Here is a 25,854-nt window from a genome sequence, read left to right on the forward strand (position 1 = left end):
GGGCCTAATGAGTACTGTCCGGGCGATTTTCAGATTCATCGTCGGTGGATGGCAGCCGCCAACCGTAGTGCAATGACGCCAGCCGCAGCAGGGTGCATCCTGCTGCGGTCAGCCACGAGACCATCACGGAATCGGCGCCGTTGTAACTCAGCAAAACTTCAACACCTGCCCCAGCCAACGCGGCAGACGCGTAGATTTCCCGCTGCAAAATGCTGGGCACACGCGACAGCAAAACATCCCTGAGCACACCGCCCCCGACAGCGCTGACCATCCCCAGCAATATCGCAACCTCGGCACCGGCGTGGACGGTCAGTGCCTTCTTTGCGCCTGCCACCGCGAATAACCCGAGGCCAATGGAATCGAACAATTGCACGGGGGATTTCATTCGACACACCATCGGGTAAGCACACACCACCCACGCTGAAGCGAGCAGCGACACGATCAGGTAGCGCCAACTCGACAGCCCGGCCGGCGGCAGTGTGCCGAGACACAGATCCCGCAGAATCCCGCCACCACAGGCAACGATGAACGTGATGGTCGCAATGCCAAACAGATCAAGGCGCTGCTGCCGTGCGGCAATGGCACCGCTCACGCCAAATGCAAACGTGCCGAGCAGGTCAATGACGGTGTAGATCAGGTGGGTGTCCATGCCTGGTTACTCAGCGTTGCCGAACCATGCGAACGCTGCGCAAAGCATCGATTCGAGCCCGGTACGCAATGTCGGGTGCAGCAAAGGCGCGAACTGCGGCGAGTGATTGCTCGGGATGCTGTTGATTTTTCCCGTGGCTTTGGCCTGTTCGTAGATCTGCGGATCTGTGCAACCCACGAACCAGAACACGTAGGGCACCTTCCACGCGCGGCCGAATACACTGAAATCTTCACTCGCAGCGGCCGGTGCCGTTTCATAAGCTCTGTCGCCAAACCAGGCGCCAAAGGCATCAGCCAAACGGCTGGATGCGCGCGCATCATTGACCGTCAACGGATAGCGGTTGATGGTGGTGATCTCGGGATCGCGCGGTGCGTTGGAGGCTGAGCATTCAGCGCAGCAGATGCGTTTGATCGCACCCAGCATGTGCTCGCGTACGTCTTCGTCGTAGGTGCGCATGTTGAGTTTCAACGTGGCATTGTCCGGGATGATGTTTTCCTTGGTGCCCGCTTGCAGCGAGCCGACCGTCAGCACGGCCTGATCGAGCGGAGAGACTTCTCTCGAGACGATGGTCTGCAGGCGCAGCACGGTGGATGCCGCCATGATCACCGGGTCAACCGACGTTTGCGGCTGAGAGCCGTGAGCTCCGCGCCCGAACATCTTGATTTTCAGGCTGTCGCCAGCCGAAAGAATGGTGCCGCTGCGGTGCCCCACAGTGCCGGCCGGCCCGACCATGACGTGCTGACCGAGAATGATGTCCGGCTTGGGGAAGCGATCGAGCATGCCGTCGTCGATCATGCTCTGCGCGCCAACACCCACTTCCTCGCCCGGCTGGAATACAGCCAGAAGCGTGCCACTCCAGGTACTGCGTTGTTCGGACAGAACCCGAGCCACTCCCATCAGCCAGGTGACGTGCATGTCATGTCCACAGGAGTGGCAAACAGAAACTTCAACACCGTCTTCGTCGCGGGTGACCACATCGCTCGCATAGGGCAGGCCTGTAGCCTCGGCCATGGGCAATGCGTCCATGTCAGCGCGCAGCATGACCACCGGACCATCACCGTTACGCAACACACCGACAACACCGGTCACGCCGATTTCGCGCGTCACCTCGTACCCATAACGCTCCAGGTAGTCGGCGGCGATTTTCGCGGTGCGATACTCGTACATCGATAGTTCAGGATGACGGTGCAAGTCCTTGTAGACGTCCTCCAGTTCAGGCAACAAAGCATCAAGATCCGGAATCAACTTTTTCAGGGACGACATGGGGTACTCCTTATGTAAAAGAGGGCAGCAAAAAGAGGGGAGAGAGGTGGTGTCAGGAAGGCGGAAGCAGGCTTTCCATCAGTTTTGAAAGCAGACTATCCAGTGCCGCGCGCTCTTTGGGCGAGAGCGCAGACACCAGTTGATCTTCAAGTTCGGAGCCGACGACAGTGGAGTCGTCAGCGATCTGCGAACCCGCGGCAGTGGTACGCAAACCAACACTGCGGCGGTCGACCGGGTGAGGGGAGCGCGATATGAGATCACGCGATTCGAGCAGTGCCAGAGTCTTGGAGAGCAGTGTCTTTTCCAGCAAGGCCCGCGCTGAAACTTCTTTCGGGGTGATATCAGGGCAGGCCTGAATCAAGCGCAGAACCCGCAATCCACGGACATCCAGATCCCAGTGCTGAAGGTAGACGGCATTCGCCCGTTCCATCAGCAGGGCACTGGCCAAATCAAGCTTGAAATTCAGAAAGTCGGAATACATGGCGGGCTCCAGTCGTATGGCTGAAGTATAGAGATATAGTTGAATTATTCAACTATATTTTCAGTGGCTGGTTACTGCGGTGTGGAGGTGAAGCGTGAGTTTCAGTCGCCGGACAGTGCATAACGCTGTCCGGCGCAGGGTTGAAGCCCTGTCACTTGATCAGCGGCACGCCACTGAGCGATTGCAGATCTTCAAAGCTGATATCGGCCAGAATCTCCCTGACCTTCAAGCCCTCAGGGGTCACGTCGAGGATGGCCAAGTCAGTATAAATCCGCGTCACACAGCCAATGCCGGTCAGCGGGTAGGTGCATTGCGGCACCAACTTGCTTTCGCCTGCCTTGGTCAGGTGATCCATCATGACGAACACTTGGCGTGCGCCAGTCGCAAGGTCCATGGCGCCGCCCACTGCAGGAATAGAACCCTCAGCACCGGTGTGCCAGTTGGCTAGGTCACCATTGACCGAAACCTGAAAAGCACCCAGTACGGCAATATCGATGTGTCCACCACGCATCATCGAAAAGGAGTCGGCGTGATGAAAGTAGGCACCACCGGCCAGCAGTGTCACGTGTTGTTTGCCGGCATTGATCAGATCATCGTCTTCCTCTCCCGGCGCAGGACTCGGGCCCATGCCCAACACACCGTTTTCACTGTGCAGGAACACTTCCTTGTCACCCAGATAATTGGCCACCAGCGTCGGCACGCCAATGCCGAGGTTCACGTAAGAGCCTTCAAGAATATCGTCGGCCACACGCTGGGCCATTTCGCTACGCGAAAGTTTATTCATAGCTGTCATGGCGAACCTCAATTGACGTTGGTTTTAGCAAGACGGGCGGACGGCACGGCGACCACGCGCTGCACGAAGATCCCCGGTGTGACAATGTGCTCGGGATCCAGGTCGCCCAACTCGACAATCTGGTTGACCTGAGCGATAGCCGTTGTCGCCGCCATGGCCATGATCGGCCCAAAATTACGTGCAGCCTTGCGATAGGTGAGGTTGCCCCAGCGATCACCTTTTTCGGCCTTGATCAGTGCCACATCGGCGTGCAGCGGCATTTCCAGTACGTAGTTGCGGCCGTCGATCACCCGCGTCTCCTTGCCTTCAGCCAGTAGCGTTCCATAGCCTGTTGGCGAATAAAACGCACCGATGCCTGAACCGGCGGCGCGAATGCGTTCAGCCAGGTTGCCCTGCGGGACCACTTCAAGCTGTACCTTTCCGGCCAGGTAGAGTTCGTCAAATACATAAGAATCGGATTGGCGCGGAAACGAACAGATGACCTTGGCAACCCGCCCAGCCTTGAGTAAGGCGGCAAGACCGATTTCACCATTGCCGGCATTGTTGCTGATGATGGTCAGCTCGCGGGCGCCACAGGCAATAACACCATCCACAAGCTCGGATGGCATGCCGGCGGTACCAAAACCACCGACCATGATGGTCGAGCCATCGGCTATCCCGTCCAGCGCTGCCGCGATGGATTCAAAGGTTTTGTTGATCAAGGCGTTCTCCTGTTATTCATCTTGATTGAACAAATCAATCAGCAAGCGAACCGCAGGGCTGGCGGCGCCTGCAGCGATATGCGTAGCGTGCCAAACAATGAGTAAAGGAGGGTGCCCGAGCAGGCGATGTCGTGCGATTAGCGAACGCAACCGTGAGTGATGCGACGGGTAAAAAGACACTGCAAAAAAACACCCGGACAGGCGTCATCATTCATCTGACTGACGATACCTGTTCGGGTGTTTAGCGGGTGTGTCAGTTGGACTTGGCGATGCCTTTCAATTTCGCGACTTGCGTCGCCAATACATCCATCAAGTCAGGGGACAAGCAGTCGTAAGGCTCAAGGCCTATGGATCGCAGACGTGCGCGGATGGCCTTCATGTCTTCGGGTGGCGTGCCGCTCTCGATAATGGACGAAACGAAGGCGGCGAACCCGGGAGCAGACCAACCCGTTTGCGGGGACAATTCGGTATGAACGAAGTCCAGACCATAAAACGCGTGATCCTTGTTCTCGATACGTCCGTACAGGTGTGCATGACACTCTTTGCAGGCATGGCGCTGAATAACCGCCGTATCGTCAACGATGGCGAGCTTCTCCGCGTTTGCGGTGACGCTGACGTTCGCCCGTGGCACAACCGCGATCACGGCGAATTTGGCACCCTCCGGTTTCCAGCATTTACTGCAGCCACAAGCGTGGTTATGAAGTGTCTGAGCATCGATGGCAATTTCGACTTTATCGGTGGTGCACAGGCATTGCAGCGTGCCTCCGGCAAAGTTCGTGGCGGCAGGGGAAATACCGCTATCCAGGGAAGGATGAAGTTTTATCTCGGTCACAAGGTATCTCCAGATCGATAACGAGCGTGGGAAAGCGACAGGGCCTTGCGGCCCTGAGCCTTACTTCAGTACTTGATGACAGTACGGATCGATTTGCCTTCATGCATCAGGTCGAACGCTTCATTGATGCGCTCCAACGGCATGGTGTGCGTCACGAAAGGCGCGAGCTCGATTTCACCTTTCATAGCGTCCTCAACCATTTTTGGCAGTTGAGTGCGACCTTTGACGCCGCCGAAAGCGGAGCCTTTCCAGGTACGCCCGGTGACGAGCTGGAATGGGCGGGTCGAAATTTCCTGCCCAGCGCCTGCTACACCGATGACGATCGATTGGCCCCAGCCACGGTGCGCACTTTCCAGCGCGGCGCGCATGACATGCACGTTACCGATGCATTCGAACGAGTGGTCGACACCCCATCCGGTCGCTTCGATGATGACTTGCTGGATAGGCTTATCGTGATCCTTCGGGTTGATGCAGTCAGTGGCGCCGAAAGACCGGGCGAGCTCAAATTTGCCAGGGTTGGTGTCGACGGCAATGATGCGTCCGGCTTTGGCCTGACGCGCGCCTTGAATCACGGCGAGCCCGATACCTCCGAGTCCGAATACCGCGACGGTGTCTCCCGGTTGCACCTTGGCTGTGTTGTGCACTGCACCAATGCCAGTGGTGACACCGCAGCCAAGCAGGCATACGTGCTCATGGTTGGCCTGCGGATTGATCTTTGCGACGGAGACTTCAGCCACTACGGTGTACTCGCTGAACGTCGAGCAACCCATGTAGTGGTAGAGCGGCTGACCATTGTAGGAAAACCGAGTGGTGCCATCCGGCATCACGCCTTTGCCTTGTGTTTCACGGACGGCGACGCACAGGTTGGTTTTGCCAGACTTGCAGAACAGGCACTCGCCACATTCGGCGGTATACAGTGGAATAACATGATCGCCGGGCTTGAGGCTGGTAACGCCTTCACCGACCTCAACCACCACGCCCGCACCTTCGTGCCCCAACACAACAGGGAACAGTCCCTCTGGATCATCACCCGACAGCGTGAAGGCATCGGTATGGCACACACCGGTGTCGGTAATCTTGATCAGCACTTCGCCAGCGCGTGGCGGCGCAACGTCGATCTCGACAATTTGCAGCGGCTTGCCGGGTTCAAATGCAACTGCAGCACGGGATTTCATAAAGCTTTATCTCCAAGTGGTAATACTTTCAGGCCGAGGCGTTGGTCTGGATCGAAGAGGCGTGCAAGTGATTACTTGAGCTCAGTACCCAGCAGTGCGCGTCTTGATCGATGAGTTTTCGCCAAGCGTGGCGAAAGCGGGCGGAGCGTCTCCATCAGCACCATTTGTACTGCAACGGAGTAACCGGCCAAGGGCGTCAATTACGGGAATCGGGTTACCGGAAAGCTTAGGCGTTCATCAGAAAAACAAACACGTCCTTTCTGTTTGGTGACTACGGTCGATTTGTTTCTAATCAACCGAGCGCTGACGGCTCACGGGGAAATGCTCAATCTATCTGGTGATTTACCGCACTCAGCGGGTTGGCCAGCAGGAAAGTCAGCTGATGAGTAAAGTGCTGAAGCGTGACCTCGTTTCGCGTAAAAAAATGTACAGAACCGACTCTGTGTTCCTCGATCAATTCGGCCTTCTTGAGCAATGACAAGTGCTGGGACACCGTCGATTGTGCCAGCCCGCAACGCAGGGCAATCTGGCCAGCGCACACGCCGAATTCGCGACCGTAGGCTTGCTGAGGGAAATACCGAATCGCGTCTTTCAGCCAGCCAAGTATCTTTCGTCTCAGCGGGTGTGCGATCGCATGCAGGATCAATTGAGGGGAAGGCGAAGGCGAAGCGAGCATCGCTTGCTGATCAGTATTGGACATGTCTGATCCTCGATTTCATAGCGCTGGCAAGCCTCATGTCGAGGCCTGCACAGACAGTGCACACGACATCCGACTGGTATCAGTCGAGCAGGTCGGCAATGGATTCGGCGGCAATCTGATACGAGCGGCAACGTGCCGCGGGGTCATAAATCCTCGCATCGATGATCACTTCATCCACCTGAGTGGTAGCGATGAACTGGCGCAGCCAACTGCCGACATCGTCCACGTCACCCACTGCAGTGCAAGACATGGCTTGGGCCAGGCTCTGTCGATCATAGGCGGAGATCCGCTCCATATAGCCTTCTTCCGGACGCGGTAATGGGCCTGCCTTACCAGCGTACAAATGGCTGACCCACTGTCGATGTGAGCTGGCGATGTAGTCAGCCTCGGCCCGGGAAGGGGCCGCGAAGACATTTGCACCAGCGATAACATAGGGGCTGCTTAAAACGGTCGAGGGTCGGAAGGTACTGCGGTAGTGGTTAATCGCTTCCATCAAAAAACGCGGTGCAAAATGCGAAGCGAATGCATAGGGCAATCCCATTTTTGCCGCAAGGTCAGCACTGTTGATACTGGAACCCAGCAACCAGAGCGGGATGTCGTGGTGCCCCGGGATTGCCCGCACCGGCTGTTTGCCGTTGTCCGCCAGATAGTCCTGCACTTGTCGCAGGTCTTGCGTGAAGTCGCGTTCGGAGGCGTCGCCGCGCAAGGCGCGGATTGCTGGCCCGGCAGATCCCGGTGCTCTGCCAATGCCCAAATCGATACGCCCCGGAAATAACGTCTCCAACGTCCCGAAGTGCTCCGCGACGACGAGGGGCGAGTGGTTAGGCAGCATGATCCCGCCAGAGCCTACGCGCAGGGTGCGTGTTGCTGCCGCCAGATGCTGAATCAGCAGGGTGGTCGCCGAGGATGCGATACCCGGCAGGTCGTGATGCTCGGCGATCCAGTAGCGTTTATATCCGTGAGCTTCCACGTGTTGCGCCAGCGCAACCGCATCATCAAGGGTGTCAGCGAAGGTTTTGTCTTCGCCAATCATCATCAGATCCAGTACAGAGAGGGCTGTCATTGCAGGCTCCATTTCAATTCGGGTTCACAAGGTGATGCGGTCTTACTTCAATGGGAAGTTCGCCCATTGCGGGTGCGCTTCAAGGCGTCGATCAATATCACGCAGCGTTGCGAGGCATCGCTGGAGTTTCAGGTAGATGTCGCCACCATAATCCCAGCCGAGCACGCCAATGCTGCCGGTGTAGCCAATGCGATTCAGCGCTGCGATCAACGCGAAGTTGTCCATCTCGCCACGATCGACCGGTTCCATCGTGGCCACGCCGCCCCAGCCCAGCTGTGAAAGCGCGCTACCGGACGTCACCACTTGCATAAGCCATGGCTTCATTGCCAGGAGGCGTGCTTCAAGCGCTCCCTCCTGGCTGGCGTACCAGTGATAACCGTTGAACGAGGCACCCAGGCGCGGGTGAGCAAACAGTTCGCAGATCTGCACGACTTGTTCGGTGGTCTGGGTCACATGATGCAGATGGGGATACAGCGCGATTCGCAGTCCACGCTGCTCGGCAATGGGCAGCAGCGACTCGATGAACCCGAGAATGGCTTGAGCACCATTGACGCTGGTTTGTATCGCCAGCTCGATGAGTTCGACACCTTCGACGGTTTCAACGATGCGTCGTATCAGACTGTCGTTACGCCCCTCGTGTAGCACCAGATAAAGCCCCTCGACGTGCAAGCCGTGGGTTTCCCTGACACGGGGCAATAAAGTGAGATCGGTCAGAGGTGTACCGCCCCAGGCCGCCACGGTGATGCCGTCATAACCCAGTTCGGCCAACATTTCGCACTGCGTTTGAAAGGCGTAAACGCCCATCGATGAGTAGAAAAATGAATCGAGTGCATGGATACGATGAGCCATGAATTATCTCCTGGGCTCAGCGCGGTGAGTCGGTCAGAACGGACCATTCGGGATGGACCGCCAACCGGTGCTCCATGGAGCGAAACGCAGTGACCGAACGGCGCAGGTTGCCATAGACGTCACCGCCCATACTCTCCCAGCCCAGAACGCCAAAGCGGCCGTCGAAACCACGACGTTCGAGGGCGCCCAACAACACGAAGTTGTCCATTTCCCCTTCATCGAGCGGTTCGATGGTCGCCAGGCCGCCCCAACCCAGTGGCGAGCGCCGGGTGCCGGCAATATTGACCTGTTTCAGCCAAGGCCATACCGCGTCAAGACGTTGTTCAAGAGCCTGCTCCTGCATCGCATACCAGTGATAACCGTTGAAAACGATGTTGAGTAGCGGGTGGTTGAATTCTTCGCATAAGGCCACAGCTTCGGCGGTTGTCTGCATGCCGTAGCGAGCGTGGGGATAAAGATTGATTTCAAGGCCTCGACGCTCGCAGATTGGCAGCAGGTGCTCAAGCATTCTGCGGTCAGCGTCGGTGACTTCGTCGCCTGAATGCAGGGCCAGCTCAATCGTGGTGCAGCCCTCAATGGTTTCGAAGATGTTGGTTACAAACGATTCCAGACCTTGGCGATAGATCAGGTAGACGGCACCTACGTCCAGGCCCCAAGTGGGTTTGACCTGGGCAATCGACTGCAAGTCTTTACTCCAGGCAGACACCGTCATCCCTTGGTAGCCGAGTTCGGCGAGCATCTCGCACTGCGCTGCCAACGGGTAAGTGCCCAACGCGGTCTGAAAGATGAAATCCATGTGGTGAAGAGGGCGATTCATGAGCGGGCCTGCATGGGTGAGGGTTCGACCGGAAGTGATGCACTGGGGAAGTGTGGGAGGAGGTATTCGCCCAGCTCATCGATGACTTCCGAGGCGTGACGTCGCTGAGGTTTGAAGTGCAGGGCAACGTGACCGACGCCCTGATCCTGTTGACGCTTCCAATGTTCGATCAATGCGTTGCGACCGGCACGCAGCACCCGACCCGCCTGCAGTGGAAAGTTCGGGTCGCGGTCCAGATCAAACAGCGTGCCGTAGCCGTAGGGCTTGTAAAGCCCCTGGCCACAAACCGTGCGCCAGCGTTCGATGATTTGCGGAATCAGGATCGGATTGGAGATATACGAGAGAATGCCGTCGGTGTTTTCGCCAATCCACTCCAGCGACTGGCCAGCCTGACCCACAATAATGGTCGGCAGGCGTGGACCCACAGGCTTGGGGATGAGGTCGATATCACCGTTCAACTGGCCATAAAACTTAGAGGCATGCACTGGCCAGTGGGTTTCGGTTGCAGCGCGGATGATCGCCAGCGCATCACGGAAACGCTCTGCGCGATTGTTGAAATCAAGCCCGAAAGCAGGGTATTCCACCGGACGGTCGCCGGTGGCCAGTCCGAGGATAAATCGTCCCCCTAGCAACTGATCGATGCTCGCGGCCTGTTTGGCAACGATCAATGGGTCGCGCAAAGGGAGAACGATGCCCGCGGTACCGATGGCGATATTACGGGTCACGCCAGCCAGAAATCCGGCGTACACCAGAGGGTCAAGAATCTGCCCAACATCACCGAAGTTCGGGTCATAGAACGGTACATCGCGAAGCCAGATGACGGAAAAACCAGCCTCATCGACCCGGCGAGCCAACTGCGCATGATCCTGCAGAGTCGGACCCGGACTGTCGGGGTAACTTTCCAAGGGGGCGATGAAGCCAAAGGTCAGATGACCGGGCTGAAAAACCCGCGCATAACCGCGGTGCTGTTGCAGTTCCGGCGCACTCGTATAGCGAGAGGACATGATTTTCGAGGGCTCTTCTGTAATCCAGGATGGCAGAGGCTTCGCGAGGCGATACGCCTTGGGGCGAAGCCACGATTTCGGTGACTATAGGTTGTATGATGTGAAAGAAAAACAGGATGCAGTTCCGAACATTTATGAATAAAACGCTCAAATAGATCGGAGTCGTCATGGACCATTTTGGAGCGCTCGGCGCGTTCGTTCAGGCCGCGCAAACGCGCAGCTTTACCGAGGCTGGACGGAGGATTGGCGTTTCTTCATCGGCGGTCAGCAAGGCCGTGGCACGTTTGGAGGAAGAACTCGGCGTGAGGTTGTTTCACCGCTCCACACGGGCGATAACGCTGACCTCCGAGGGCAGTGTGTTCCTTGAGCGCTGTCACCGTATTTTTGCGGAATATGAGGTCGCCAAACGGGAGATCACCGAGGCTGCTGGTAAACCCCAGGGCAAATTGCGTCTGGGCTTGCCCCAGTTGGGCATGCGTTTGATGCCTCACTTGATTGCGTTTCAGCAGGCCTATCCCGACGTGGAGCTGGAGCTTGAATTCAGTGATCGGCTGGTCAACGTCATCGAGGAGGGTTTTGATGCGGTGATGCGTATCGGTGAGGTCGAAGACTCGCGCCTGACAATGCGCAAGCTCAATGGCTACAGCCATCGGCTCGTTGCATCGCCTGACTACCTTGCAACCCGTGGTACGCCTGCACGGCCGTCAGATCTCGCCGGCCATTCCTGCCTGCGTTACCGGTATCCAACCAGTGGCAAACTCGACCCTTGGCCACTGCTGACAAAAAACGGTCAGGACAGCTATGAACTCGGGCAGTCGGCAACCGCCAATGCGATAGAGCCGCTCATGGCGATGGCTGAGGCTGGATTGGGAATCGCGTGCCTGCCGGATTTTTTTGTCGAAGATGCCATCACCGATGGAAGATTGGTTGCGCTTCTGGATCGCTACATGAGCGATCACCGTACGTTCAGCATACTTTGGCCATCCAGTCGCCACCCTTTGCCGAAAATAAAAGCGTTCGTCAGCTTCATGACTGAGCGACTGGCGTGATGTGCCACCGTTGACCACAACGCAAAACGCCAATGCACTGGATTGCTCCAGTGCATCGGCATTCAAGTAATACGCAGCGAGTTACGCTGTGCGAGATGCCTTCGCGGCAAAGGCGCCGTCACCCAGCAGTGCAACAACCAATGCCGTCACGGACAAATAGATCGGGTATTCCCAGCCGCCGTTGGCATTGGTGAAACTCCAGCCGTTGCCGAAGTGGACGGTTGCGGCGACGAACAGCTGAACCACCGCCAAGGCGGCCACCCAGCGTGCGTAAAAACCCAATACCAACATCAAGCCGCCGATCACTTCAAATGCCATGACCGGGTAAGCGAGAAAGCCCGGAAAACCGATGGATTCAAAAAAACCTGCGGTACCTGCGGGCGTAAAAACAAACACTTTGGTCAGGCCGTGAGCGATAAACATGATGCCCAGGGCGAGGCGCATCACAAATGCAGCGTAGGGGGCGGTGCGAGAGTCAATCATGGTGTAGCTCCTTTTTGTTTAATGAGTCAGTGACAGCGTTTGGGTTAGCCATGTCGAGAAGTCAGCCAGTTCTTCAGCGATGATCTCGTGGGCCATTTCGTAGAAATGGGTTTCGTGGACGACGCCGATTCGATCCAGCCAAGCGTCAGCTTCCTTCGCCCAGTCCACCGGCAACACGCCGTCGTGGTGACCGTGGGCGATGAATGCCGAGACTGACTTGAGACGCTCAGGCGAGGCGACCTTCGGGGCTATCTCGCGCAGCATTCGGCCGCTGAGAATCGCAAAACCTTGCACCAGTTCAGGCTCGGTCACGCCCAGACTCGCGCTCATGATGCCGCCCTGACTGAAGCCTGCGATGACCGTCGGCAACTGGGGCAGTGCGTCGATAAAGGTGTGCAGCAGATGCCGGCTGGCTTCTGCTTGTTCTTGATTGAACGAAGGACCATTACTGGTGAAGTTCACCTGATACCAGGCGAAGCCCTGAGGCCCGACCTGCAGGGGAGCGCGCAGCAAAATCACTTCCAGACCTTCGGGTAGCGATTGAGCCATAGACGCAAGGTTGGCTTCATTCGACCCCACGCCGTGCAGCAGAATCAGTCGGCCCTTGGGCGCTGCAACGCTGCAGCCCTTGCGGAAAAAGAGGCCCGATTGCGGCTCGCGGGCCGCTTCGGAAAAAGTCGTATCACGCATGGTTGGTAACGCCTTGATTGAGAGGAGTGGATTCAGATCCATCTTCGTTTTTCGAGGAAAACAGGTAACTGTCCATCGCCAGCACGCCGTAGGACACGCCGCCTTCCAGCACGCGGGTGTCATAACGTTCGCCGGCGGCACCCAGAGCGATCAGCAACGGCAAAAAGTGCTCATCTGTCGGGTGAGCGCGCTCGGCAGAGGGCGCCTGTTGCCGGTAATCCAGGAGTTGATCGGTTTGCCCGGCACGCAGTGTTTGCGCGGTCCAGGCCGCGAACGCCTTAACGTAATCCGCACCCTCGCGGGTCGCTCCGCGAAACTCATATAAGTTATGAGTCAGGCTGCCGGACGCTACGATCAGCACGTTCATGTCACGCAGTGGTTTGAGCGCCTCACCGAGTTTCCAGGCCTGATGGGTATCGAGCCGCGCGGGCATCGACACCTGAACCACGGGAATGTCGGCATCGGGCGCCAAGTACATCAGCGGCACCCACGCCCCATGGTCCAGCCCGCGCTGGTGATCGAGTCGGGAGGTCCAGCCTGCTGCCTGCAGCAGTTTGACGATGTGGGCAGCCAGGATCGGGGCACCCGGTGCCGGGTAGCGCAATTGGTACAACTCGTCGGGAAAACCGCCGAAGTCGTGAATGGTTTGCGGGGCGGTGCTCGCCGTGACATTGACTTCACCACGGGTCATCCAGTGCGGAGACAGGATGACAATGGCATCAGGTCGCGGCAGTTCGCGACCGAGCTCGGCCAGACGCGGACCAGCCAGACCGGGCTCGATGGCAAACAGCGGAGCACCATGAGACACAAACAGCAGGGGGAACGAGGTGTTCATGGTGAAAGCTCCAATGTGATTACTTGTTCAGCCAGACCGGGGCGATCGAGGTGCCCAGACCGGCGCCGTAGCCGAGGTAGATATTCAGGCCGGCGAGTGGCTCCAGGTAACGTGCGTTGACCAGTCCACCGGTGTTCACCGCATTCCAGCCCAGGCTGTAGGCGAGGGTGATAGCGGTTTGTTTGGCACGCTCACTGTCGCTGGCGACGAACACGCTGCCTTTCTGGTTATCCGCGAACGTCGGACCATCGGCGAGTACTTGAGCGAACAAGGTGTTAAAGGCTTTGACGACGTGCGCTTGAGGCACTGCTTTGGCGATTTCTTCGCCGGCGCTGGTCTCGTGACCGATGGTCAGCGACATGTAGTCGGCGCTCAGCGGGTTGGTGATGTCGATGATCACTTTGCCAATCAGATCGCCCAGGCTTTGCAGCGCAGCTACGGCATCGGGGTAGGCGGTGGCAATTACTACGACATCGCTGTCGCCCAGAGCCTCTGCTGCCGGGTAAGCCTGTGCATTTTCAAACTGAGCAGCCAGTGCCTTGGCCTTTTCCATGTCACGGCCAGTGACTCGAACGATGTGTCCGGCGGCGGACAATTGCTTGGTGAACGCCGAACCCATGTTGCCGGTACCCACGACTGTAATTTTCATAGTGACTTCATCTCCGTTGATGTTCGTTTCGATGGGCTCAGTTTATAGGTTGTAAAAATGAGATAAATAAGGCGAAATGTGATTAATAGTTCCACTTAGTGAGACAGTGATGGGCAGGGCGTTAGAGATGCAGGTGTTCTGCACGGTGGTTGATAAAGGCAGCTTCGTCGGCGCAGCCGAGCCGTTGGAGATGTCGAAGGCGGCTATTTCGCGTTACGTCAGTGGGCTTGAAGAACGCCTGGGCGTGCGACTGCTGCATCGCACCACCCGCAAGCTTTCATTAACGGAGGAAGGGCGTCAGTTCTATCACCAGGCACGCGATGTACTGACGCTCATGGATCAAGCGGAAGAGGCGGTTTCGTCGTCGGCGCCCGAGCCGAGCGGTGTACTGCGGATCAATGCGCCGGTCAGTTTCGGGGTGCTGCACTTGGCTCCGGTGTGGGCAGACTTCATGAAGGTGTACCCCAACGTTGAACTGGATATCAGCCTGAATGACCGGTTGGTGGATCTGGTGGAGGAGGGCTTTGATGCCGCCGTTCGCATTGCACGGATGGAAAGTTCTTCTCTGGTGGGGCGACGTCTGGCGGGTACGCGAATGTGCTTGTGCGCCTCGCCCGAGTACCTGGCCAATCACCCTGAGATTCGCTCGCTGTCTGACCTGACTGAGCATGGCGTGATCGCCTACACCAACTTTGCCAGCGGCAACGAGTGGCAGTTCGAAGGGCCTCATGGAAGCGAGACTGTGCGTACCCGCTCGAGTGTGCGCTGCAACAATGGTGATACCTGTCGCAGCATCGCGCTGGCAGGTGGTGGCATTGCCTTGCAGCCCAGTTTCATGGTGGCCGAAGACCTGCGCAAAGGGGATCTGGTTGAGATTCTGCCAGCGTATCAATCGGTGGAATTGGGCATCTATGTGGTCTATCCCACGCGCAAGCATCTGGCGACCAAAGTCCGCGTGTTGATCAACTTTCTGGCTGAGCGTTTCGCTCACCCGCAATGGGAGCGCTAGAACAGGTTCAGCAAAAAATCCCGGCTGACAACAAGGGGGAGCATTCAGCCGGGCAAAAGGAGCCTGTATCAATTACGACCGTTGCAAGAAGCTGTGCAAATCTGCCGCAAACTTTTCCGGGTGCTTGAATGCCAGGAAGTGATCGCCCTGGTCCGCCTTGCTGTAGACATGCAGAACCGAGTCCGGGATCACGGCGTGCATCCATCGCTGGCTTTCCAGCCAGTCACTGTATTCGCCGGTAAAGATCGCCGTAGGCACGTCTATTTTGGTTTCAATGACATCGCGCCAATCGTTGGTAGCGTGATCGAAAAGTACCAGGCCAGTGAACGCCATGTCGTCCTTCACCACAACCTGTACCAGGCTAATCACATTGTGAAAATAAGGGGAGTCGAGCGCCATCGCCCGCTCGACAACCCGACTGCCAGAAATCAACTGGTTGGTGGGCGTCATGTTGACGTAGGACGCGATCATGCGTTCCGGCGATGTGGTGAATGCTCCGGCCTCCAGTCGCTGCTGTTCCGTCCAGTCAGCGTGGCAGTAGATTGAGGGGGCCTGGTCAATGATGCTAAGGGTGCGAATGCCTTGTGTGCCGAAAAGATCAATATAAGCCCACATGATCGAGGCCCCCATCGACCAGCCACAATAGTGCGCTTGGGGCAGATCCAGATGCTGCGCAAATTCCTTCACGTCCATGGCGTAACGCGAGATGCGATTACCCTTTACGGCTTTCTCCGAAAGCCCCTGGTTGCGAACATCGAGCACGTAGACGTGATAGTGCTTGCTGAGGATTTGCATAAGGTGGAAATACATCGCGCCATTCGCCGACCAGCCGGGAATGAAGATCAACGGCTGACCGCTTCCGGCTTCCCAGTACGCCAGGCTCACACCGTCGCCTGTGGTGAAACTGCTGATTTTCAGCTCTTCAAAGTCCGAAGCGCGGAACGCCTGGCCAATGATTTCGTGCGGAAAGTAAAAGTCTTCGCCGAGCAATTCGGAGAGCGATTGATTTTTCAGCGGGTATTTCACAGTCCTTCCCATGTCTTTAAAAGTCGTGTCTGAACAGGCGAATGCCTCGCCAGGCGCAGCGATTCGCCCCGCCGCCACGATAGGCCTTGGACAGTAGGGGAATAAATACTCAAAATGCCCGAACATTAGAAACGGATTGTTGGGAATGGATCGTCTGAGCAGCATGGCGGCATTTGTTAAAGCCGTGGAGATGGGGTCTTTCAGCGCCGCCGGTGACGCGTTGCAAATGTCGGCGCAACTGATTGGTAAACATGTCCATCATTTAGAGCAACACTTGGGCGTTCGCTTGCTCAATCGCACGACTCGACGACAAAGCCTGACTGACTTCGGGCGTGAATTCTATGAGCGTTCCAAATTCATCCTTGCGGAAGTAGAGTCGGCTGAGAACCTGGCCGCGCACACTCAGGCTTTGCCCAGTGGGCGTCTGAGGATCAACGCTCCCGTCAGCTTCGGCATGCAGTCCCTTGCGCCGCGACTGCCTGAGTTCATGGAAGCCAATCCGTTGGTGAGCATCGAGCTGAGCCTCGCCAACCGTGCAATCGACCTCATCGATGAAGGTTTCGACGTGGTATTCAGGGTCGGGCAATTGGCTGACAGCGGCCTGGTTGCCCGAGAATTGGCGCCCTATAAACTCGTGCTCTGCGCTGCACCTTCTTATCTGCAAGGCAAGCCAGCGATCGAAACACCCTGGAACCTTCAGGACCATGAATGCCTGGGTTTCTCGCACACGGAATTACGTACACACTGGACATTCAATGGCCCGGAAGGAACGGTGGTCGTTCCGGTTGGCAGCCGCTTCATGGCTGATCACGGCGAACCGCTGTTGTGTGCCGCATTGGCCGGCCTGGGCATATTGCTGCAGCCGGAGGAACTGGTTCGCCAATCACTTGAGAACGGTGAGCTGGTTTCTTTATTGCCCGACTATCCACCGCCGAGTCGCCCCCTGCATGTCTTGTACGCGCCGGATCGCAGACTGACGCCAAAATTGCGCAGTTTTCTCGACTTCGCTATAGCGGCGTTTGGAGCCGACTCGATCGCGCCCGAGCGCTTTTGAAACAAACTGTTGTAGATCCCCATTCCGAATCGATATTTATCCACGCAAGGGCAGCCCATACAGTGGCAGCTTTGTTTTCTACGCTGACAGTAGAAACAGATGACGGGTAGCAATACCCGCTCATTCTTGACGGAGAAATGATGAATATCCAACTCGATAGCAAACACGCACTGGTCACCGCTTCTACCGGAGGTATTGGTTTCGCCATTGCCAAGGGGCTTGCACAGGCCGGCGCCGCGGTTGTCATAAACGGTCGCAGTGAACGCTCGGTCAACGACGCGATCGCCCGATTGCACGCGGCAGTGCCCGGCGCGACCGTCAGCGGTGTGGCTGCGGATCTGAGTTCTGCCGAAGGCGTAGAGGTCTTGCTCGCCGGTGTCAGTGGCATCGACATCCTGGTGAACAACGCAGGCATTTATGAGCCACAGGATTTCTTTGAAACAGACGACGAGGTCTGGAACAACTACTGGCAAACCAACGTCATGTCCGGCGTTCGCCTCAGTCGTGCGTTGCTGCCTGGCATGGTTGAGAACGGTTGGGGCCGGGTGGTGTTTGTCGCCTCCGAGTCGGCCCGAAATATTCCCGCGGACATGATCCATTACGGTGTGTCAAAAACGGCTCAGTTGGCTTTGGCGCGTGGCCTCGCAAAACGCGTGGCTGGCAGCGGTGTTACCGTCAACAGCGTCCTGCCTGGGCCGACGCTATCCGATGGCGTGGCAGACATGATGAAGGGTGAAGTCGAGCGCACCGGCAAATCGCTGGAGACGGTCGTCGCTGATTTTGTGATGCAGCATCGCCCGAGCTCGATCATCCAGCGTGCAGCCACTGTGGAGGAGGTGGCCAACATGATCGTTTATGTGTGCTCGCCGCAAGCATCGGCCACCACGGGGGCTTCGCTCAGAGTTGATGGTGGCGTGGTCGACGACATCGTCTGATTCGAAACAATCGCAGACCCATGTCAGCCTGTGTCATGGGTCTTTTTTGTTCTTAGCCTGGAGCCTTTGCGATTATGCTGCATTCAATCGCTGTCGCGGCGTCTCTTTTAGTTGGAGTGGTGATGGCAAGTGATCAAAAGGCCTGCGCGTATACAGCGCCCGCTGAATATCAGCTTTCGGGCGTTTCGCTGGTCGAGACGCTTTATCAAGGGCTGCACTCCTTAGCGCTGCAAATGCCCGGTTCTTCCTATCAGGACCCGACCCGGGAACGATTGCTCGATAGAAATTTCATGGCGTGGCTGCCCATGGATTTCGGCGATGGCTCCATCGAAGTCGACGTCGCCAGTGACTTGGCGAAAGACGCCCCTGAATACGCGCGTGGTTTTGTCGGTGTTGCCTTTCGAATAGACGGGGCAGGGCGCTTCGAAAGCATTTACCTGCGACCGACCAACAGTTCGGCGGATGACCAGATACGACGCAATCATTCTGTGCAATACGCCGGTTATCCAGACTTCAGATTTGATCAGCTTCGCAAAGAATCGCCGGAAAAGTACGAGACCTACGCCGACCTCGAGTTGGGTCGATGGATTCATATGAAGTTGGTGATCAAAGGTTCAAACGTTGATCTTTTCCTGGATCACAAGGAGAAACCAGCGTTTATCGTACGGGATCTGAAGTACGGGGCGGCGCAGCGCGGAGGAGTGGGTATCTGGATCGAGTCCGGGACAGTCGCGCACTTCAGAAATCTGCGGATTTCCAGAAACGACAAGGGTTGAACTTCAAAGGCTTGTAATGCCTTTGAATAGATCAATACCCCGGCGAAGTCAGAGATCAATCTGACTTCGCCGGGGCGCGTGTGCTTACACGAACTGCAGAACGTCGTTGACGGCCTTGCGTGGCTTCTGCGGCCAGTTGGTCGCACCCGGGTAGCCAACGGTGACCAGCATGACCGGAATTTCCAGGTCAGACAGACCAAACTCCTTGGCCACCGTCGACTGATCGAAGCCGATCATTGGCGTAGAAACCAGGCCTTGGCCCTTCGCGGCCAGCATCAGTGTCATGGCTGCCAGTGAGCCGGAACGAATCGCCTCATCACGCTGCAGTTGTGGGTTTTCCTTGTACATGCCTTCAGCTGCACCTACCCACATGTCGTAGATAGCCTGATCAATGATGCCGGCATCCAGGGTAGGTTTAAGCGCCGACGGCAATGTCTCATGCGGATTGAGTGTGCCGCAGACGATAAATGTCACGGCAGCGTCGACGATTTTCTGCTGCCCCCACGCCAGAGGCAGGAGACGCGCTTTGGCTTCGGCGCTGCGTACGGCGAGGAATTTCCAGTTTTGCAGATTGAACGCGGAAGGTGCATGGGTAGCCAACTCGATCAGCTCGGCAACCTGTTGATCGCTCAGGCTGCGCTCAGTGTCATAGCTGTTGGCGGAAATTCGCGATTTGATAATGTTTGCGATATCGGACATGAGGGTCTCTGTGCGGGAAGACAGTGCGCAGACCCAGTCATTGAAGTGGAGCCTGCGCCGTCTGAAATTAGCGGCTGAAACCGTCGAATGGGGTCATGTACACAGCCCCGAACGGATCGAGACGTTTACGGATTTCGGCGTCAGGCGTGCCATACACAACCAGGCTGGTGACGGTGCACAGTTCTAGAAAACGCTGACCGAATGGTGCAAACGTGGTGTCGACGTGGCTGACCACAGCACCGACGTTGTAGCGCTCGAGAATGTGAACGACGCTGTTGTCTTCGTTGACACTGTATTCGTAAACCAGTGTGCCCGGCTCAGCGCTAGTGGCTTCGACAATGTTGGCGATCAGCGCTTTGAATTCGGGGAAGTCAGCGGGTTTGACCGCGAGGGAGAACAGGCAGGAGATATGTGGATGCATGGAGGGTTTTTCCTTAGACGCTAGTGAGAATGCATCGCTGACCCAGCCGATGCAGGCGTTAACGATCGGGTCAGGATTTCTCCGGCGCCTCTCCAAACAATTTGCCGGCACCGGCCCAGTCGGAGGGGGCGACGTCTTCAAAAATGACGTAGATGTAGTTCGCATCAGTACCGGTGTGCTTGACGATGCTCGCAGTGATGTCTGCGGCAACAGCGGCTTTCTGCTCGTGTTCTTTACCTTCAAACCAGCTGACTCGTACGACAGGCATGGCAAATTCCTCTTTAGGCATTGATCTGGATAATCGGTGTGCTTTCACGCTTGAAGCGCGTTGCACCGAAGTTTTTCGAGACTCAATGCTAATGTCGAATCATCTGGCGATAAACAGCCTGAAACTATAATCTGGGTAGATCCAAACTCTACAATCAGATGGCTCGCATGATTCCTGTCGATTCTTTTCAGGGCGTTATCACCTTCGTGGTCGCCGCCCGATCAACCAGCTTCACTCAGGCCGCAGAACGCCTAGGCCTATCCAAGTCGGCCGTGGGCAAATCGATTGCGCGCCTTGAGGATCGCCTGGGTACACAGCTGTTCCACCGCACCACACGACGCATCTCGCTGACGGCCGACGGCGAAGCGTATTTCACCGCGTGCTCCACAGCGCTCGAGGAAATCGGCGCAGCGGAAAGTGGCCTCGGGCCGGGGGCAGGGGAGCCATCCGGTCGCTTGCGAGTGGACATCCCGGTGGCGTTTGGACGTCGGGTCGTCGCGCCATTGCTGTTCGAGATCGCCAACAAATACCCCGCACTGCAACTGAACATGACGTTTTCCGACCACATCGTTGATCCGTTTGAAGAAGGCATTGATCTCTTGGTGCGCTTCGGTGAGCTGAAGGACACCAGCGGCCTGGTAGCACGCCGGCTTACTCGCCAACGCTGGGCGATTTGTGCGGCCCCCAGGTATCTGCAGCGGTTTGGAGTTCCACAAACACTGGAGGACTTAAGCCATCACCATTGCATCGTCGGCCATCGTCGCGGCCAGCCTTTGTCGTGGCGCGTCAGGCAAGGCGCGGAAACTGTCCGTTATGCGCCACCGTCTACGCATCAAATAGGCGACGGCGAAGCGATGATTCTTGCCGCTGTCGCCGGGACAGGCTTGTGCCAGATGCCGCGCTGCCTGTTCAGAGAAGACCTGGAGGCTGGGAGGCTGGTCGAAGTGCTGGAAGATTACGAGCCTGATCCGGTTGATGTGCATGCCGTCTGGCCAAAGGTCTCGCATCTGCGGCCGAAGGTCAGGTACGTGGTCGATGAGTTGGTCAAACTTTGTGAGCATTGGCAGTGACCTGCCGCCATGGCGCCCTTAGCGTCTGAAACTCAATCGCTGAAGAGATCAAACATCAGTTGCCGAAACCATTTGTTGGCCGGATCGCGGTTGTATTTCGTGTGCCAGAACATATTGATCGCAATCTCCGGCAGCGGTAATGGCAACGGCAGGATGGTCAAACCGAACGGTCCGCTACAACTGCTGGCGAAGCGCTCAGGCACGGTCGCGACAAGATCGGTGTTCTGCAAGATATGCCCCACCGCCACAAAGTGCGGCACCTCCAGGCGTATCTGGCGTTGCAGGCCAGCCCGCTGCATGTGCGTGTCTATCTCACCATGTCCGGTACTGGCCGCAACGATTCTCACGTGCCCATATTCACAAAAACGTTCTCGCGTCATGGGTTGTTGTGTCAGCGGATGATCCTGGCGGCACAGGCACACGTATCGATGATGGAACAAACGCCGTTGATAGAAGCCTGCCTGCAAATCGGGCAGTAGTCCGACCGCCAGATCCACTTCGCCGCTGGCAAGACTTTCAGACAGTCCCGCATTGCTGCGCAGCGTGCTCACCGAAATTCCGGGGGCCTGCTTGAGCAGGGCATCGATCAAGCGCGGCATAAAGTAAATCTCGCCGATGTCGGTCATCGCCACTACGAAGCGTTTTTGACTGGTGGCCGGATCGAACTCATCCTGGCGATTGATGGCGCCATGCAGGAGGTTGATTGCCTGAGACACCGGCTCGGCCATTTGCAACGCGTAGGGCGTTGGTTGCATGCCTTGATGGGTGCGTACAAACAATTCGTCATTGAGTGAATTACGCAGACGCTTGAGTGCATTGCTCACGGCCGGCTGAGTGAGGCCAAGCGTTTCAGCCGCACCGGAAACACTGTGGTCGATCAATAGTTGATGAAAGATCACCAGCAGGTTCAGGTCGAGTTCGCGTAGGTGCATTGCAGGCATCTCGGGAGGAGTGACGAGGTTGCAAGCATACCAGTATTCAGGTTGGTGATAGGTTGTATGGGAGTGAGGCCATTTATCAATGTTTTGTGAATAGTCATGATCGAGCTATTCCAAAAACAACATAAAGGTTTCCCTATGAATAGCCCTAAATCTGTCTTGCAAGTCGCTATCGTTGGCGGTGGTATCGCAGGTGTCGCCCTCGCACTGGATCTGTGCCGTCATCAACATCTGGACGTTCAACTGTTTGAAGCTGCACCGGCATTCGGCGAAGTCGGTGCAGGTGTTTCATTTGGCGCGAACGCGGTAAGGGCCATCGAAGGTCTCGGCATCGGCAAGCCCTACGAGCAAATCGCCGACCGGACTGCTCAGCCCTGGCAGGACATCTGGTTTGAATGGCGTCGGGGTGTCGATGCCGGCTACCTCGGTGCAAGCATTGCTGAAGGTGTCGGTCAGTCTTCAGTACACCGCGCAGACTTTCTCGATGCGCTGGCCAGTCAATTGCCAGAGGGCATCGCCGTTTTCGGTAAACGCGCAGTCAGCGTAGATGAGACGGATGATCGCGTCATTGTCCAATTCACCGACGGCACGCACCATCAGTGCGATCTCTTGATTGCAGCAGATGGAATCAAATCCTCCATTCGTGATTACGTACTTCAGGGCTTGGACCAGCCTTTGGTCGCCCCGCGCTTCAGTGGCACCTGCGCCTACCGCGGAATGATCGACAGCTCGCAACTGCGCGATGCCTATCGTGCGGCGGGCGTCGATGAGCATTTGATCAACGTTCCGCAAATGTATTTGGGCCTCGATGCCCACATCCTGACTTTCCCGGTCAAACAGGGCCGACTGATCAACGTCGTGGCATTTGTTTCGGATCGGACTGATGCCAACCCGGTATGGCCCGCCGACAAACCCTGGGTGAAAAACACCACCCAGGCCGAGATGCTCGAAGCCTTCAGCGAATGGGGATATGCCGTTCGCGTATTGCTTGAGTGCATTCCCAATCCCACTCTTTGGGCACTGCACGAACTGGACGAATTGTCGGGTTACGTCCACGGCCGTGTCGGGCTGATCGGCGACGCGGCGCACGCGATGCTGCCGCATCAAGGCGCCGGAGCCGGGCAGGGGCTGGAAGATGCCTGGTTACTGGCACGGCTGCTGGCCGATCCGCGGGTTTTGCAACGTGACGCGAAGCAGGTGCTTGAGGTGTATGACGCCATACGCCGTCCGCGTGCTTGCCGTGTTCAACGGACATCCTGGGAAGCGGGCGAACTTTACGAGTTCCGCGACGCCAAGGTAGCGGACCAGGAGCCACTGCTCTCGACAACGCTGGCCAGTCGCTTTGACTGGTTGTGGAACCACGACATGCAAGCCGACCTGGCTGAGGCGCACACACGGCTCGGATGGGCACAAGCCGTCTGACTCCCTGCCGGCCGCTCGCCAGTCCGTAGCGACTGGCGTCGTCCGCGTCCAAGAACAAAAGGTGAATCATCATGACCGTCAGCATTTCCCAAACCGCTGAAATCCGCGAATTTTTTCAAGACGCAGCCGGGATGAAAAACCAGGCTGGAGACCCACGCAGCAAACAGATTGTGCTGCGCATTCTGCACGAAACTGCGCGACTCATTGAGGAGCTTGAGATCAGCGAAGATGAGTTCTGGGCAGGGGTCGAGTACATCAATCGACTGGGTAAAAACAACGAGGCTGGACTCTTGATGGCAGGGTTGGGGCTCGAGCATTTCCTTGATCTTCTCAACGATGCCAAAGAGGCGGAAGCAGGGCGCAGCGGCGGAACACCACGCACGATCGAGGGGCCGCTGTATGTGGCCGGCGCACCGCTGTCTCAGGGATATGCGCGGATGGACGATGGCAGCGAAGACGCTATCGCCACACCGATGTTTCTAGACGGCCAGGTCCTGGACACTCTCGGACAACCGATTGCCGGTGCGCTGGTAGATCTTTGGCAAGCCGACAGTAAGGGCAACTACTCCCACTTCGACAAAAGCCAATCGCCGTTCAATCTGCGTCGGCGCATCGTGACCGACGCGCAAGGGCGTTATCGCGTCAAAAGCATCGTGCCGTCAGGTTATGGCTGTAACCCTCAAGGCCCGACTCAAGAGTGCCTCAACCATCTGGGCCGGCATGGCCAGCGCCCGGCGCATATTCATTTCTTCGTCTCGGCTCCGGGTTATGAGCATTTGACCACCCAGATCAACCTTTCCAACGATAAGTATCTCTGGGACGACTTCGCCTATGCCACCCGGGATGGCTTGATTGGCGAGGTGTATTTCGTTGATGACGAAAACCAATCCATCGCTCACGAAGTGTCGGGGCGTTTTGCACAAATGACCTTTGATTTCCAGTTGCGTCACGCTGCCAGCGATCAGGCGCAACAACGCAGCAATCGCCAGCGTGCTCTGCAAGACGCGTAGGTCGCTGCCGGATAACCCATTCATTATTCAAGAGGATAAGTTCATGTCCCACACCGCGCTCATGCCTATCGAAGTCAAAGTCGCCGTCTTGCGTGAGGCAGGCGGCAAACTTCAGTTTGAACGTGCCGAGTTGGCCGTTCCGCGTCCCGATGAAGTTCGTGTACGCATCGTTGCGACGGGTGTTTGCCACACCGATATGGTCGTACGCGACCAACTTTTTCCGACACCGCTGCCCATCGTTCTGGGCCACGAAGGTGCTGGGATTGTTGAGGCCGTAGGCAATGCTGTTACAACCATCGTTCCTGGCGATCACGTTGTCATGACCTACATGTCCTGCGGCCTTTGTCTGCCATGCGAGACCGGACATCCGGCGCATTGCTCCCATATGCACCCACTGAATTTCGGTGGCGGTCGCCTCGACGGCAGCACCTCCACCTGCAGTTGCGACAACGCGGCCCCGATACACGATCACTTCTTCGGCCAGTCGTCCTTTTCGACTTACGTGATTGCCAACGAACGCAACGTGGTCAAAGTATCGAAAAAAGCACCGCTGGAACTGCTTGGCCCTTTGGGGTGCGGCATACAGACAGGCGCTGGTTCTGTGCTCAAGGCCCTACGAGTTGAAGCGGGTAGCAGCTTCGTTGCATTCGGTGCTGGCGCAGTCGGTCTGGCAGCGGTGATGGCCGCCCGGGTTGCCGGCGCGACGACCATTATCGCCGTAGACGTGACGCCGAGTCGCTTGGAACTGGCGCTTGAGGTCGGCGCCACACACGTCATCAACAGCCGGGAAGAAGACCCGGTGGAGCGCATTCGCGAGATTACTGGAGGCGGGGCGAATTACAGCCTGGAATGCTCCGGACGCGCGGAAGTTCTACGTCAGGCCATCGACGCACTCACGACGCTGGGCACCTGTGGCATCGTCGGCGCGACCAAGATGGGCACCGAAGTCGCTTTCAACATCAACGACGTGATGATCCCGGGCAAACGCATCATGGGCATCGTCCAGGGTGACGTGGTCGCCAACGGCTTTATTCCCACGCTTGTCGATCTGCATCTGCAAGGGCGTTTCCCTTTTGACAAGTTGTGCCGGTTCTACACCTTTGAGCAGGTCAACGAAGCGATGGCCGATAGCGAAAGCGGTATCACCATCAAACCGATACTTCGTATGCCGGCAGCTGCCGACCGAGCCTGAT

The 25,854-nt window shown here is 57.1% G+C and carries 30 protein-coding genes; 9 read left to right on the forward strand and 21 right to left on the reverse strand.

The window, feature by feature from the left end; all coding sequences use genetic code 11:
* Positions 1-4 precede the first annotated feature (4 nt).
* The 12 genes from NR126_RS01030 to NR126_RS01085 all read right to left on the reverse strand — a co-directional run bounded on the left by NR126_RS01030 (position 5) and on the right by NR126_RS01085 (position 10,327).
* Positions 5-649, reverse strand: a complete 645-nt coding sequence (locus tag NR126_RS01030) for a trimeric intracellular cation channel family protein (RefSeq protein ID WP_007910364.1) — start codon at positions 647-649, stop codon at positions 5-7.
* A 6-nt stretch (positions 650-655) separates the two neighbouring features.
* Positions 656-1,912, reverse strand: coding sequence for a M20 family metallopeptidase (locus NR126_RS01035; protein WP_007910363.1), 1,257 nt, complete (start codon positions 1,910-1,912; stop codon positions 656-658).
* Between the two features lie 52 nt (positions 1,913-1,964).
* Positions 1,965-2,393 carry a MarR family winged helix-turn-helix transcriptional regulator gene (locus tag NR126_RS01040; RefSeq protein WP_065953519.1) on the reverse strand — a complete coding sequence of 143 codons (429 nt, stop codon included), beginning with the start codon at positions 2,391-2,393 and terminating at the stop codon, positions 1,965-1,967.
* Between the two features lie 151 nt (positions 2,394-2,544).
* Positions 2,545-3,186: a 3-oxoacid CoA-transferase subunit B gene (locus NR126_RS01045; protein WP_110718389.1), complete on the reverse strand. Its 642-nt coding sequence runs from the start codon at positions 3,184-3,186 to the stop codon at positions 2,545-2,547.
* An 8-nt stretch (positions 3,187-3,194) separates the two neighbouring features.
* A complete protein-coding gene (locus NR126_RS01050; protein WP_256829472.1) occupies positions 3,195-3,887 on the reverse strand; it encodes a 3-oxoacid CoA-transferase subunit A in 693 nt (230 codons plus the stop codon).
* A 253-nt stretch (positions 3,888-4,140) separates the two neighbouring features.
* Entirely contained in the window at positions 4,141-4,719 is a 579-nt protein-coding gene (gene gfa / locus NR126_RS01055; protein ID WP_256829473.1) for an S-(hydroxymethyl)glutathione synthase, read from the reverse strand.
* Between the two features lie 65 nt (positions 4,720-4,784).
* On the reverse strand, positions 4,785-5,894 hold the full coding sequence (locus NR126_RS01060; protein ID WP_007910335.1) for an S-(hydroxymethyl)glutathione dehydrogenase/class III alcohol dehydrogenase: 1,110 nt from the start codon (positions 5,892-5,894) through the stop codon (positions 4,785-4,787).
* A gap of 325 nt (positions 5,895-6,219) precedes the next feature.
* Positions 6,220-6,594 (reverse strand): helix-turn-helix transcriptional regulator, encoded by a 375-nt coding sequence (locus NR126_RS01065; RefSeq protein WP_110718385.1) that lies wholly within the window; start codon positions 6,592-6,594, stop codon positions 6,220-6,222.
* 79 nt (positions 6,595-6,673) lie between these two features.
* Positions 6,674-7,657 carry an LLM class flavin-dependent oxidoreductase gene (locus tag NR126_RS01070; protein WP_256829475.1) on the reverse strand — a complete coding sequence of 328 codons (984 nt, stop codon included), beginning with the start codon at positions 7,655-7,657 and terminating at the stop codon, positions 6,674-6,676.
* 42 nt (positions 7,658-7,699) lie between these two features.
* Entirely contained in the window at positions 7,700-8,506 is an 807-nt protein-coding gene (locus NR126_RS01075; RefSeq protein ID WP_123449866.1) for a sugar phosphate isomerase/epimerase, read from the reverse strand.
* 16 nt (positions 8,507-8,522) lie between these two features.
* On the reverse strand, positions 8,523-9,323 hold the full coding sequence (locus tag NR126_RS01080; protein ID WP_256829476.1) for a sugar phosphate isomerase/epimerase: 801 nt from the start codon (positions 9,321-9,323) through the stop codon (positions 8,523-8,525).
* Positions 9,320-10,327, reverse strand: coding sequence for an LLM class oxidoreductase (locus tag NR126_RS01085; RefSeq protein ID WP_256829477.1), 1,008 nt, complete (start codon positions 10,325-10,327; stop codon positions 9,320-9,322). The genes NR126_RS01080 and NR126_RS01085 overlap by 4 nt, the downstream gene beginning before the upstream one ends.
* A gap of 167 nt (positions 10,328-10,494) precedes the next feature.
* Here NR126_RS01085 and NR126_RS01090 point away from each other — a divergent pair, with 167 nt between their 5' ends.
* Positions 10,495-11,376 (forward strand): LysR family transcriptional regulator, encoded by an 882-nt coding sequence (locus tag NR126_RS01090; RefSeq protein ID WP_256829478.1) that lies wholly within the window; start codon positions 10,495-10,497, stop codon positions 11,374-11,376.
* Positions 11,377-11,457: 81 nt separating this feature from the next.
* Here NR126_RS01090 and NR126_RS01095 read toward each other — a convergent pair whose 3' ends face one another.
* The 4 genes from NR126_RS01095 to NR126_RS01110 are packed head-to-tail and all read right to left on the reverse strand — an operon-like array spanning position 11,458 to position 14,033.
* Entirely contained in the window at positions 11,458-11,859 is a 402-nt protein-coding gene (locus NR126_RS01095) for a DoxX family protein (protein WP_256829479.1), read from the reverse strand.
* Between the two features lie 18 nt (positions 11,860-11,877).
* Complete coding sequence (locus NR126_RS01100) at positions 11,878-12,549, reverse strand: alpha/beta hydrolase (RefSeq protein WP_007910318.1); 672 nt, start codon at positions 12,547-12,549, stop codon at positions 11,878-11,880.
* Complete coding sequence (locus NR126_RS01105) at positions 12,542-13,384, reverse strand: class III extradiol ring-cleavage dioxygenase (protein ID WP_065953531.1); 843 nt, start codon at positions 13,382-13,384, stop codon at positions 12,542-12,544. Before NR126_RS01105 ends, NR126_RS01100 begins: the two co-directional genes overlap by 8 nt.
* A gap of 19 nt (positions 13,385-13,403) precedes the next feature.
* The gene (locus tag NR126_RS01110) at positions 13,404-14,033 is read right to left on the reverse strand and encodes an NADPH-dependent F420 reductase (protein ID WP_256829480.1); all 630 of its coding nucleotides are present in this window, start codon (positions 14,031-14,033) and stop codon (positions 13,404-13,406) included.
* Between the two features lie 109 nt (positions 14,034-14,142).
* On the opposite strand from NR126_RS01110, the gene NR126_RS01115 reads away from it, so the two are divergent.
* Entirely contained in the window at positions 14,143-15,042 is a 900-nt protein-coding gene (locus tag NR126_RS01115; RefSeq protein WP_256829481.1) for a LysR family transcriptional regulator, read from the forward strand.
* Between the two features lie 72 nt (positions 15,043-15,114).
* Here the strand turns inward: NR126_RS01115 and NR126_RS01120 are convergent, their stop codons facing one another.
* Positions 15,115-16,068: an alpha/beta fold hydrolase gene (locus NR126_RS01120; protein WP_256829482.1), complete on the reverse strand. Its 954-nt coding sequence runs from the start codon at positions 16,066-16,068 to the stop codon at positions 15,115-15,117.
* Between the two features lie 145 nt (positions 16,069-16,213).
* Here NR126_RS01120 and NR126_RS01125 point away from each other — a divergent pair, with 145 nt between their 5' ends.
* The 3 genes from NR126_RS01125 to NR126_RS01135 all read left to right on the forward strand — a co-directional run bounded on the left by NR126_RS01125 (position 16,214) and on the right by NR126_RS01135 (position 18,833).
* The gene (locus tag NR126_RS01125) at positions 16,214-17,122 is read left to right on the forward strand and encodes a LysR family transcriptional regulator (RefSeq protein WP_065953535.1); all 909 of its coding nucleotides are present in this window, start codon (positions 16,214-16,216) and stop codon (positions 17,120-17,122) included.
* Between the two features lie 140 nt (positions 17,123-17,262).
* Entirely contained in the window at positions 17,263-18,057 is a 795-nt protein-coding gene (locus NR126_RS01130) for an SDR family NAD(P)-dependent oxidoreductase (RefSeq protein WP_256829483.1), read from the forward strand.
* A 74-nt stretch (positions 18,058-18,131) separates the two neighbouring features.
* Entirely contained in the window at positions 18,132-18,833 is a 702-nt protein-coding gene (locus tag NR126_RS01135) for a hypothetical protein (protein WP_256829484.1), read from the forward strand.
* Between the two features lie 84 nt (positions 18,834-18,917).
* On the opposite strand, the gene NR126_RS01140 is transcribed toward NR126_RS01135, so the two are convergent.
* From NR126_RS01140 to NR126_RS01150, 3 genes are all read right to left on the reverse strand, one after another.
* On the reverse strand, positions 18,918-19,532 hold the full coding sequence (locus NR126_RS01140; protein ID WP_256829485.1) for a nitroreductase family protein: 615 nt from the start codon (positions 19,530-19,532) through the stop codon (positions 18,918-18,920).
* A 67-nt stretch (positions 19,533-19,599) separates the two neighbouring features.
* Positions 19,600-19,953, reverse strand: a complete 354-nt coding sequence (locus tag NR126_RS01145; RefSeq protein ID WP_007910304.1) for a putative quinol monooxygenase — start codon at positions 19,951-19,953, stop codon at positions 19,600-19,602.
* A gap of 70 nt (positions 19,954-20,023) precedes the next feature.
* On the reverse strand, positions 20,024-20,221 hold the full coding sequence (locus tag NR126_RS01150; RefSeq protein WP_256829486.1) for a 4-oxalocrotonate tautomerase family protein: 198 nt from the start codon (positions 20,219-20,221) through the stop codon (positions 20,024-20,026).
* 167 nt (positions 20,222-20,388) lie between these two features.
* Between NR126_RS01150 and NR126_RS01155 the strand changes: the two genes are divergently transcribed.
* On the forward strand, positions 20,389-21,291 hold the full coding sequence (locus NR126_RS01155; protein ID WP_256829487.1) for a LysR family transcriptional regulator: 903 nt from the start codon (positions 20,389-20,391) through the stop codon (positions 21,289-21,291).
* A gap of 32 nt (positions 21,292-21,323) precedes the next feature.
* Here the strand turns inward: NR126_RS01155 and NR126_RS01160 are convergent, their stop codons facing one another.
* Entirely contained in the window at positions 21,324-22,223 is a 900-nt protein-coding gene (locus NR126_RS01160) for a LysR family transcriptional regulator (protein ID WP_256829488.1), read from the reverse strand.
* A 144-nt stretch (positions 22,224-22,367) separates the two neighbouring features.
* Between NR126_RS01160 and salA the strand changes: the two genes are divergently transcribed.
* From salA to NR126_RS01175, 3 genes are all read left to right on the forward strand, one after another.
* A complete protein-coding gene (salA, locus tag NR126_RS01165) occupies positions 22,368-23,651 on the forward strand; it encodes a salicylate 1-monooxygenase (RefSeq protein WP_256829635.1) in 1,284 nt (427 codons plus the stop codon).
* 71 nt (positions 23,652-23,722) lie between these two features.
* Positions 23,723-24,661 carry a catechol 1,2-dioxygenase gene (catA, locus tag NR126_RS01170; RefSeq protein ID WP_256829489.1) on the forward strand — a complete coding sequence of 313 codons (939 nt, stop codon included), beginning with the start codon at positions 23,723-23,725 and terminating at the stop codon, positions 24,659-24,661.
* 43 nt (positions 24,662-24,704) lie between these two features.
* The gene (locus NR126_RS01175) at positions 24,705-25,853 is read left to right on the forward strand and encodes an NAD(P)-dependent alcohol dehydrogenase (protein ID WP_306218646.1); all 1,149 of its coding nucleotides are present in this window, start codon (positions 24,705-24,707) and stop codon (positions 25,851-25,853) included.
* Position 25,854: the final 1 nt, after the last annotated feature.

Origin of the sequence: Pseudomonas sp. Pse1, from assembly GCF_024519635.1 — a bacterium.
Taxonomy (GTDB): domain Bacteria; phylum Pseudomonadota; class Gammaproteobacteria; order Pseudomonadales; family Pseudomonadaceae; genus Aquipseudomonas.

Excerpts from the sequence above, each read along its gene's own strand:
- NR126_RS01130 (WP_256829483.1), top strand. The coding sequence starts at position 17,263 with ATGAATATCCAACTCGATAGCAAACACGCACTGGTCACCGCTTCTACC.
- NR126_RS01080 (WP_256829476.1), bottom strand. The coding sequence starts at position 9,323 with ATGAATCGCCCTCTTCACCACATGGATTTCATCTTTCAGACCGCGTTG.
- NR126_RS01070 (WP_256829475.1), bottom strand. The coding sequence starts at position 7,657 with ATGACAGCCCTCTCTGTACTGGATCTGATGATGATTGGCGAAGACAAA.
- NR126_RS01095 (WP_256829479.1), bottom strand. The coding sequence starts at position 11,859 with ATGATTGACTCTCGCACCGCCCCCTACGCTGCATTTGTGATGCGCCTC.
- NR126_RS01085 (WP_256829477.1), bottom strand. The coding sequence starts at position 10,327 with ATGTCCTCTCGCTATACGAGTGCGCCGGAACTGCAACAGCACCGCGGT.
- NR126_RS01100 (WP_007910318.1), bottom strand. The coding sequence starts at position 12,549 with ATGCGTGATACGACTTTTTCCGAAGCGGCCCGCGAGCCGCAATCGGGC.
- salA (WP_256829635.1), top strand. The coding sequence starts at position 22,368 with ATGAATAGCCCTAAATCTGTCTTGCAAGTCGCTATCGTTGGCGGTGGT.
- NR126_RS01045 (WP_110718389.1), bottom strand. The coding sequence starts at position 3,186 with ATGACAGCTATGAATAAACTTTCGCGTAGCGAAATGGCCCAGCGTGTG.
- NR126_RS01175 (WP_306218646.1), top strand. The coding sequence starts at position 24,705 with ATGTCCCACACCGCGCTCATGCCTATCGAAGTCAAAGTCGCCGTCTTG.
- NR126_RS01105 (WP_065953531.1), bottom strand. The coding sequence starts at position 13,384 with ATGAACACCTCGTTCCCCCTGCTGTTTGTGTCTCATGGTGCTCCGCTG.
- NR126_RS01035 (WP_007910363.1), bottom strand. The coding sequence starts at position 1,912 with ATGTCGTCCCTGAAAAAGTTGATTCCGGATCTTGATGCTTTGTTGCCT.
- NR126_RS01040 (WP_065953519.1), bottom strand. The coding sequence starts at position 2,393 with ATGTATTCCGACTTTCTGAATTTCAAGCTTGATTTGGCCAGTGCCCTG.
- catA (WP_256829489.1), top strand. The coding sequence starts at position 23,723 with ATGACCGTCAGCATTTCCCAAACCGCTGAAATCCGCGAATTTTTTCAA.
- NR126_RS01125 (WP_065953535.1), top strand. The coding sequence starts at position 16,214 with ATGGATCGTCTGAGCAGCATGGCGGCATTTGTTAAAGCCGTGGAGATG.
- NR126_RS01145 (WP_007910304.1), bottom strand. The coding sequence starts at position 19,953 with ATGCATCCACATATCTCCTGCCTGTTCTCCCTCGCGGTCAAACCCGCT.
- NR126_RS01160 (WP_256829488.1), bottom strand. The coding sequence starts at position 22,223 with ATGCACCTACGCGAACTCGACCTGAACCTGCTGGTGATCTTTCATCAA.
- NR126_RS01090 (WP_256829478.1), top strand. The coding sequence starts at position 10,495 with ATGGACCATTTTGGAGCGCTCGGCGCGTTCGTTCAGGCCGCGCAAACG.
- NR126_RS01030 (WP_007910364.1), bottom strand. The coding sequence starts at position 649 with ATGGACACCCACCTGATCTACACCGTCATTGACCTGCTCGGCACGTTT.
- NR126_RS01135 (WP_256829484.1), top strand. The coding sequence starts at position 18,132 with ATGCTGCATTCAATCGCTGTCGCGGCGTCTCTTTTAGTTGGAGTGGTG.
- NR126_RS01115 (WP_256829481.1), top strand. The coding sequence starts at position 14,143 with ATGGGCAGGGCGTTAGAGATGCAGGTGTTCTGCACGGTGGTTGATAAA.
- NR126_RS01065 (WP_110718385.1), bottom strand. The coding sequence starts at position 6,594 with ATGTCCAATACTGATCAGCAAGCGATGCTCGCTTCGCCTTCGCCTTCC.
- NR126_RS01155 (WP_256829487.1), top strand. The coding sequence starts at position 20,389 with ATGATTCCTGTCGATTCTTTTCAGGGCGTTATCACCTTCGTGGTCGCC.
- NR126_RS01060 (WP_007910335.1), bottom strand. The coding sequence starts at position 5,894 with ATGAAATCCCGTGCTGCAGTTGCATTTGAACCCGGCAAGCCGCTGCAA.
- NR126_RS01140 (WP_256829485.1), bottom strand. The coding sequence starts at position 19,532 with ATGTCCGATATCGCAAACATTATCAAATCGCGAATTTCCGCCAACAGC.
- NR126_RS01150 (WP_256829486.1), bottom strand. The coding sequence starts at position 20,221 with ATGCCTGTCGTACGAGTCAGCTGGTTTGAAGGTAAAGAACACGAGCAG.
- NR126_RS01110 (WP_256829480.1), bottom strand. The coding sequence starts at position 14,033 with ATGAAAATTACAGTCGTGGGTACCGGCAACATGGGTTCGGCGTTCACC.
- NR126_RS01075 (WP_123449866.1), bottom strand. The coding sequence starts at position 8,506 with ATGGCTCATCGTATCCATGCACTCGATTCATTTTTCTACTCATCGATG.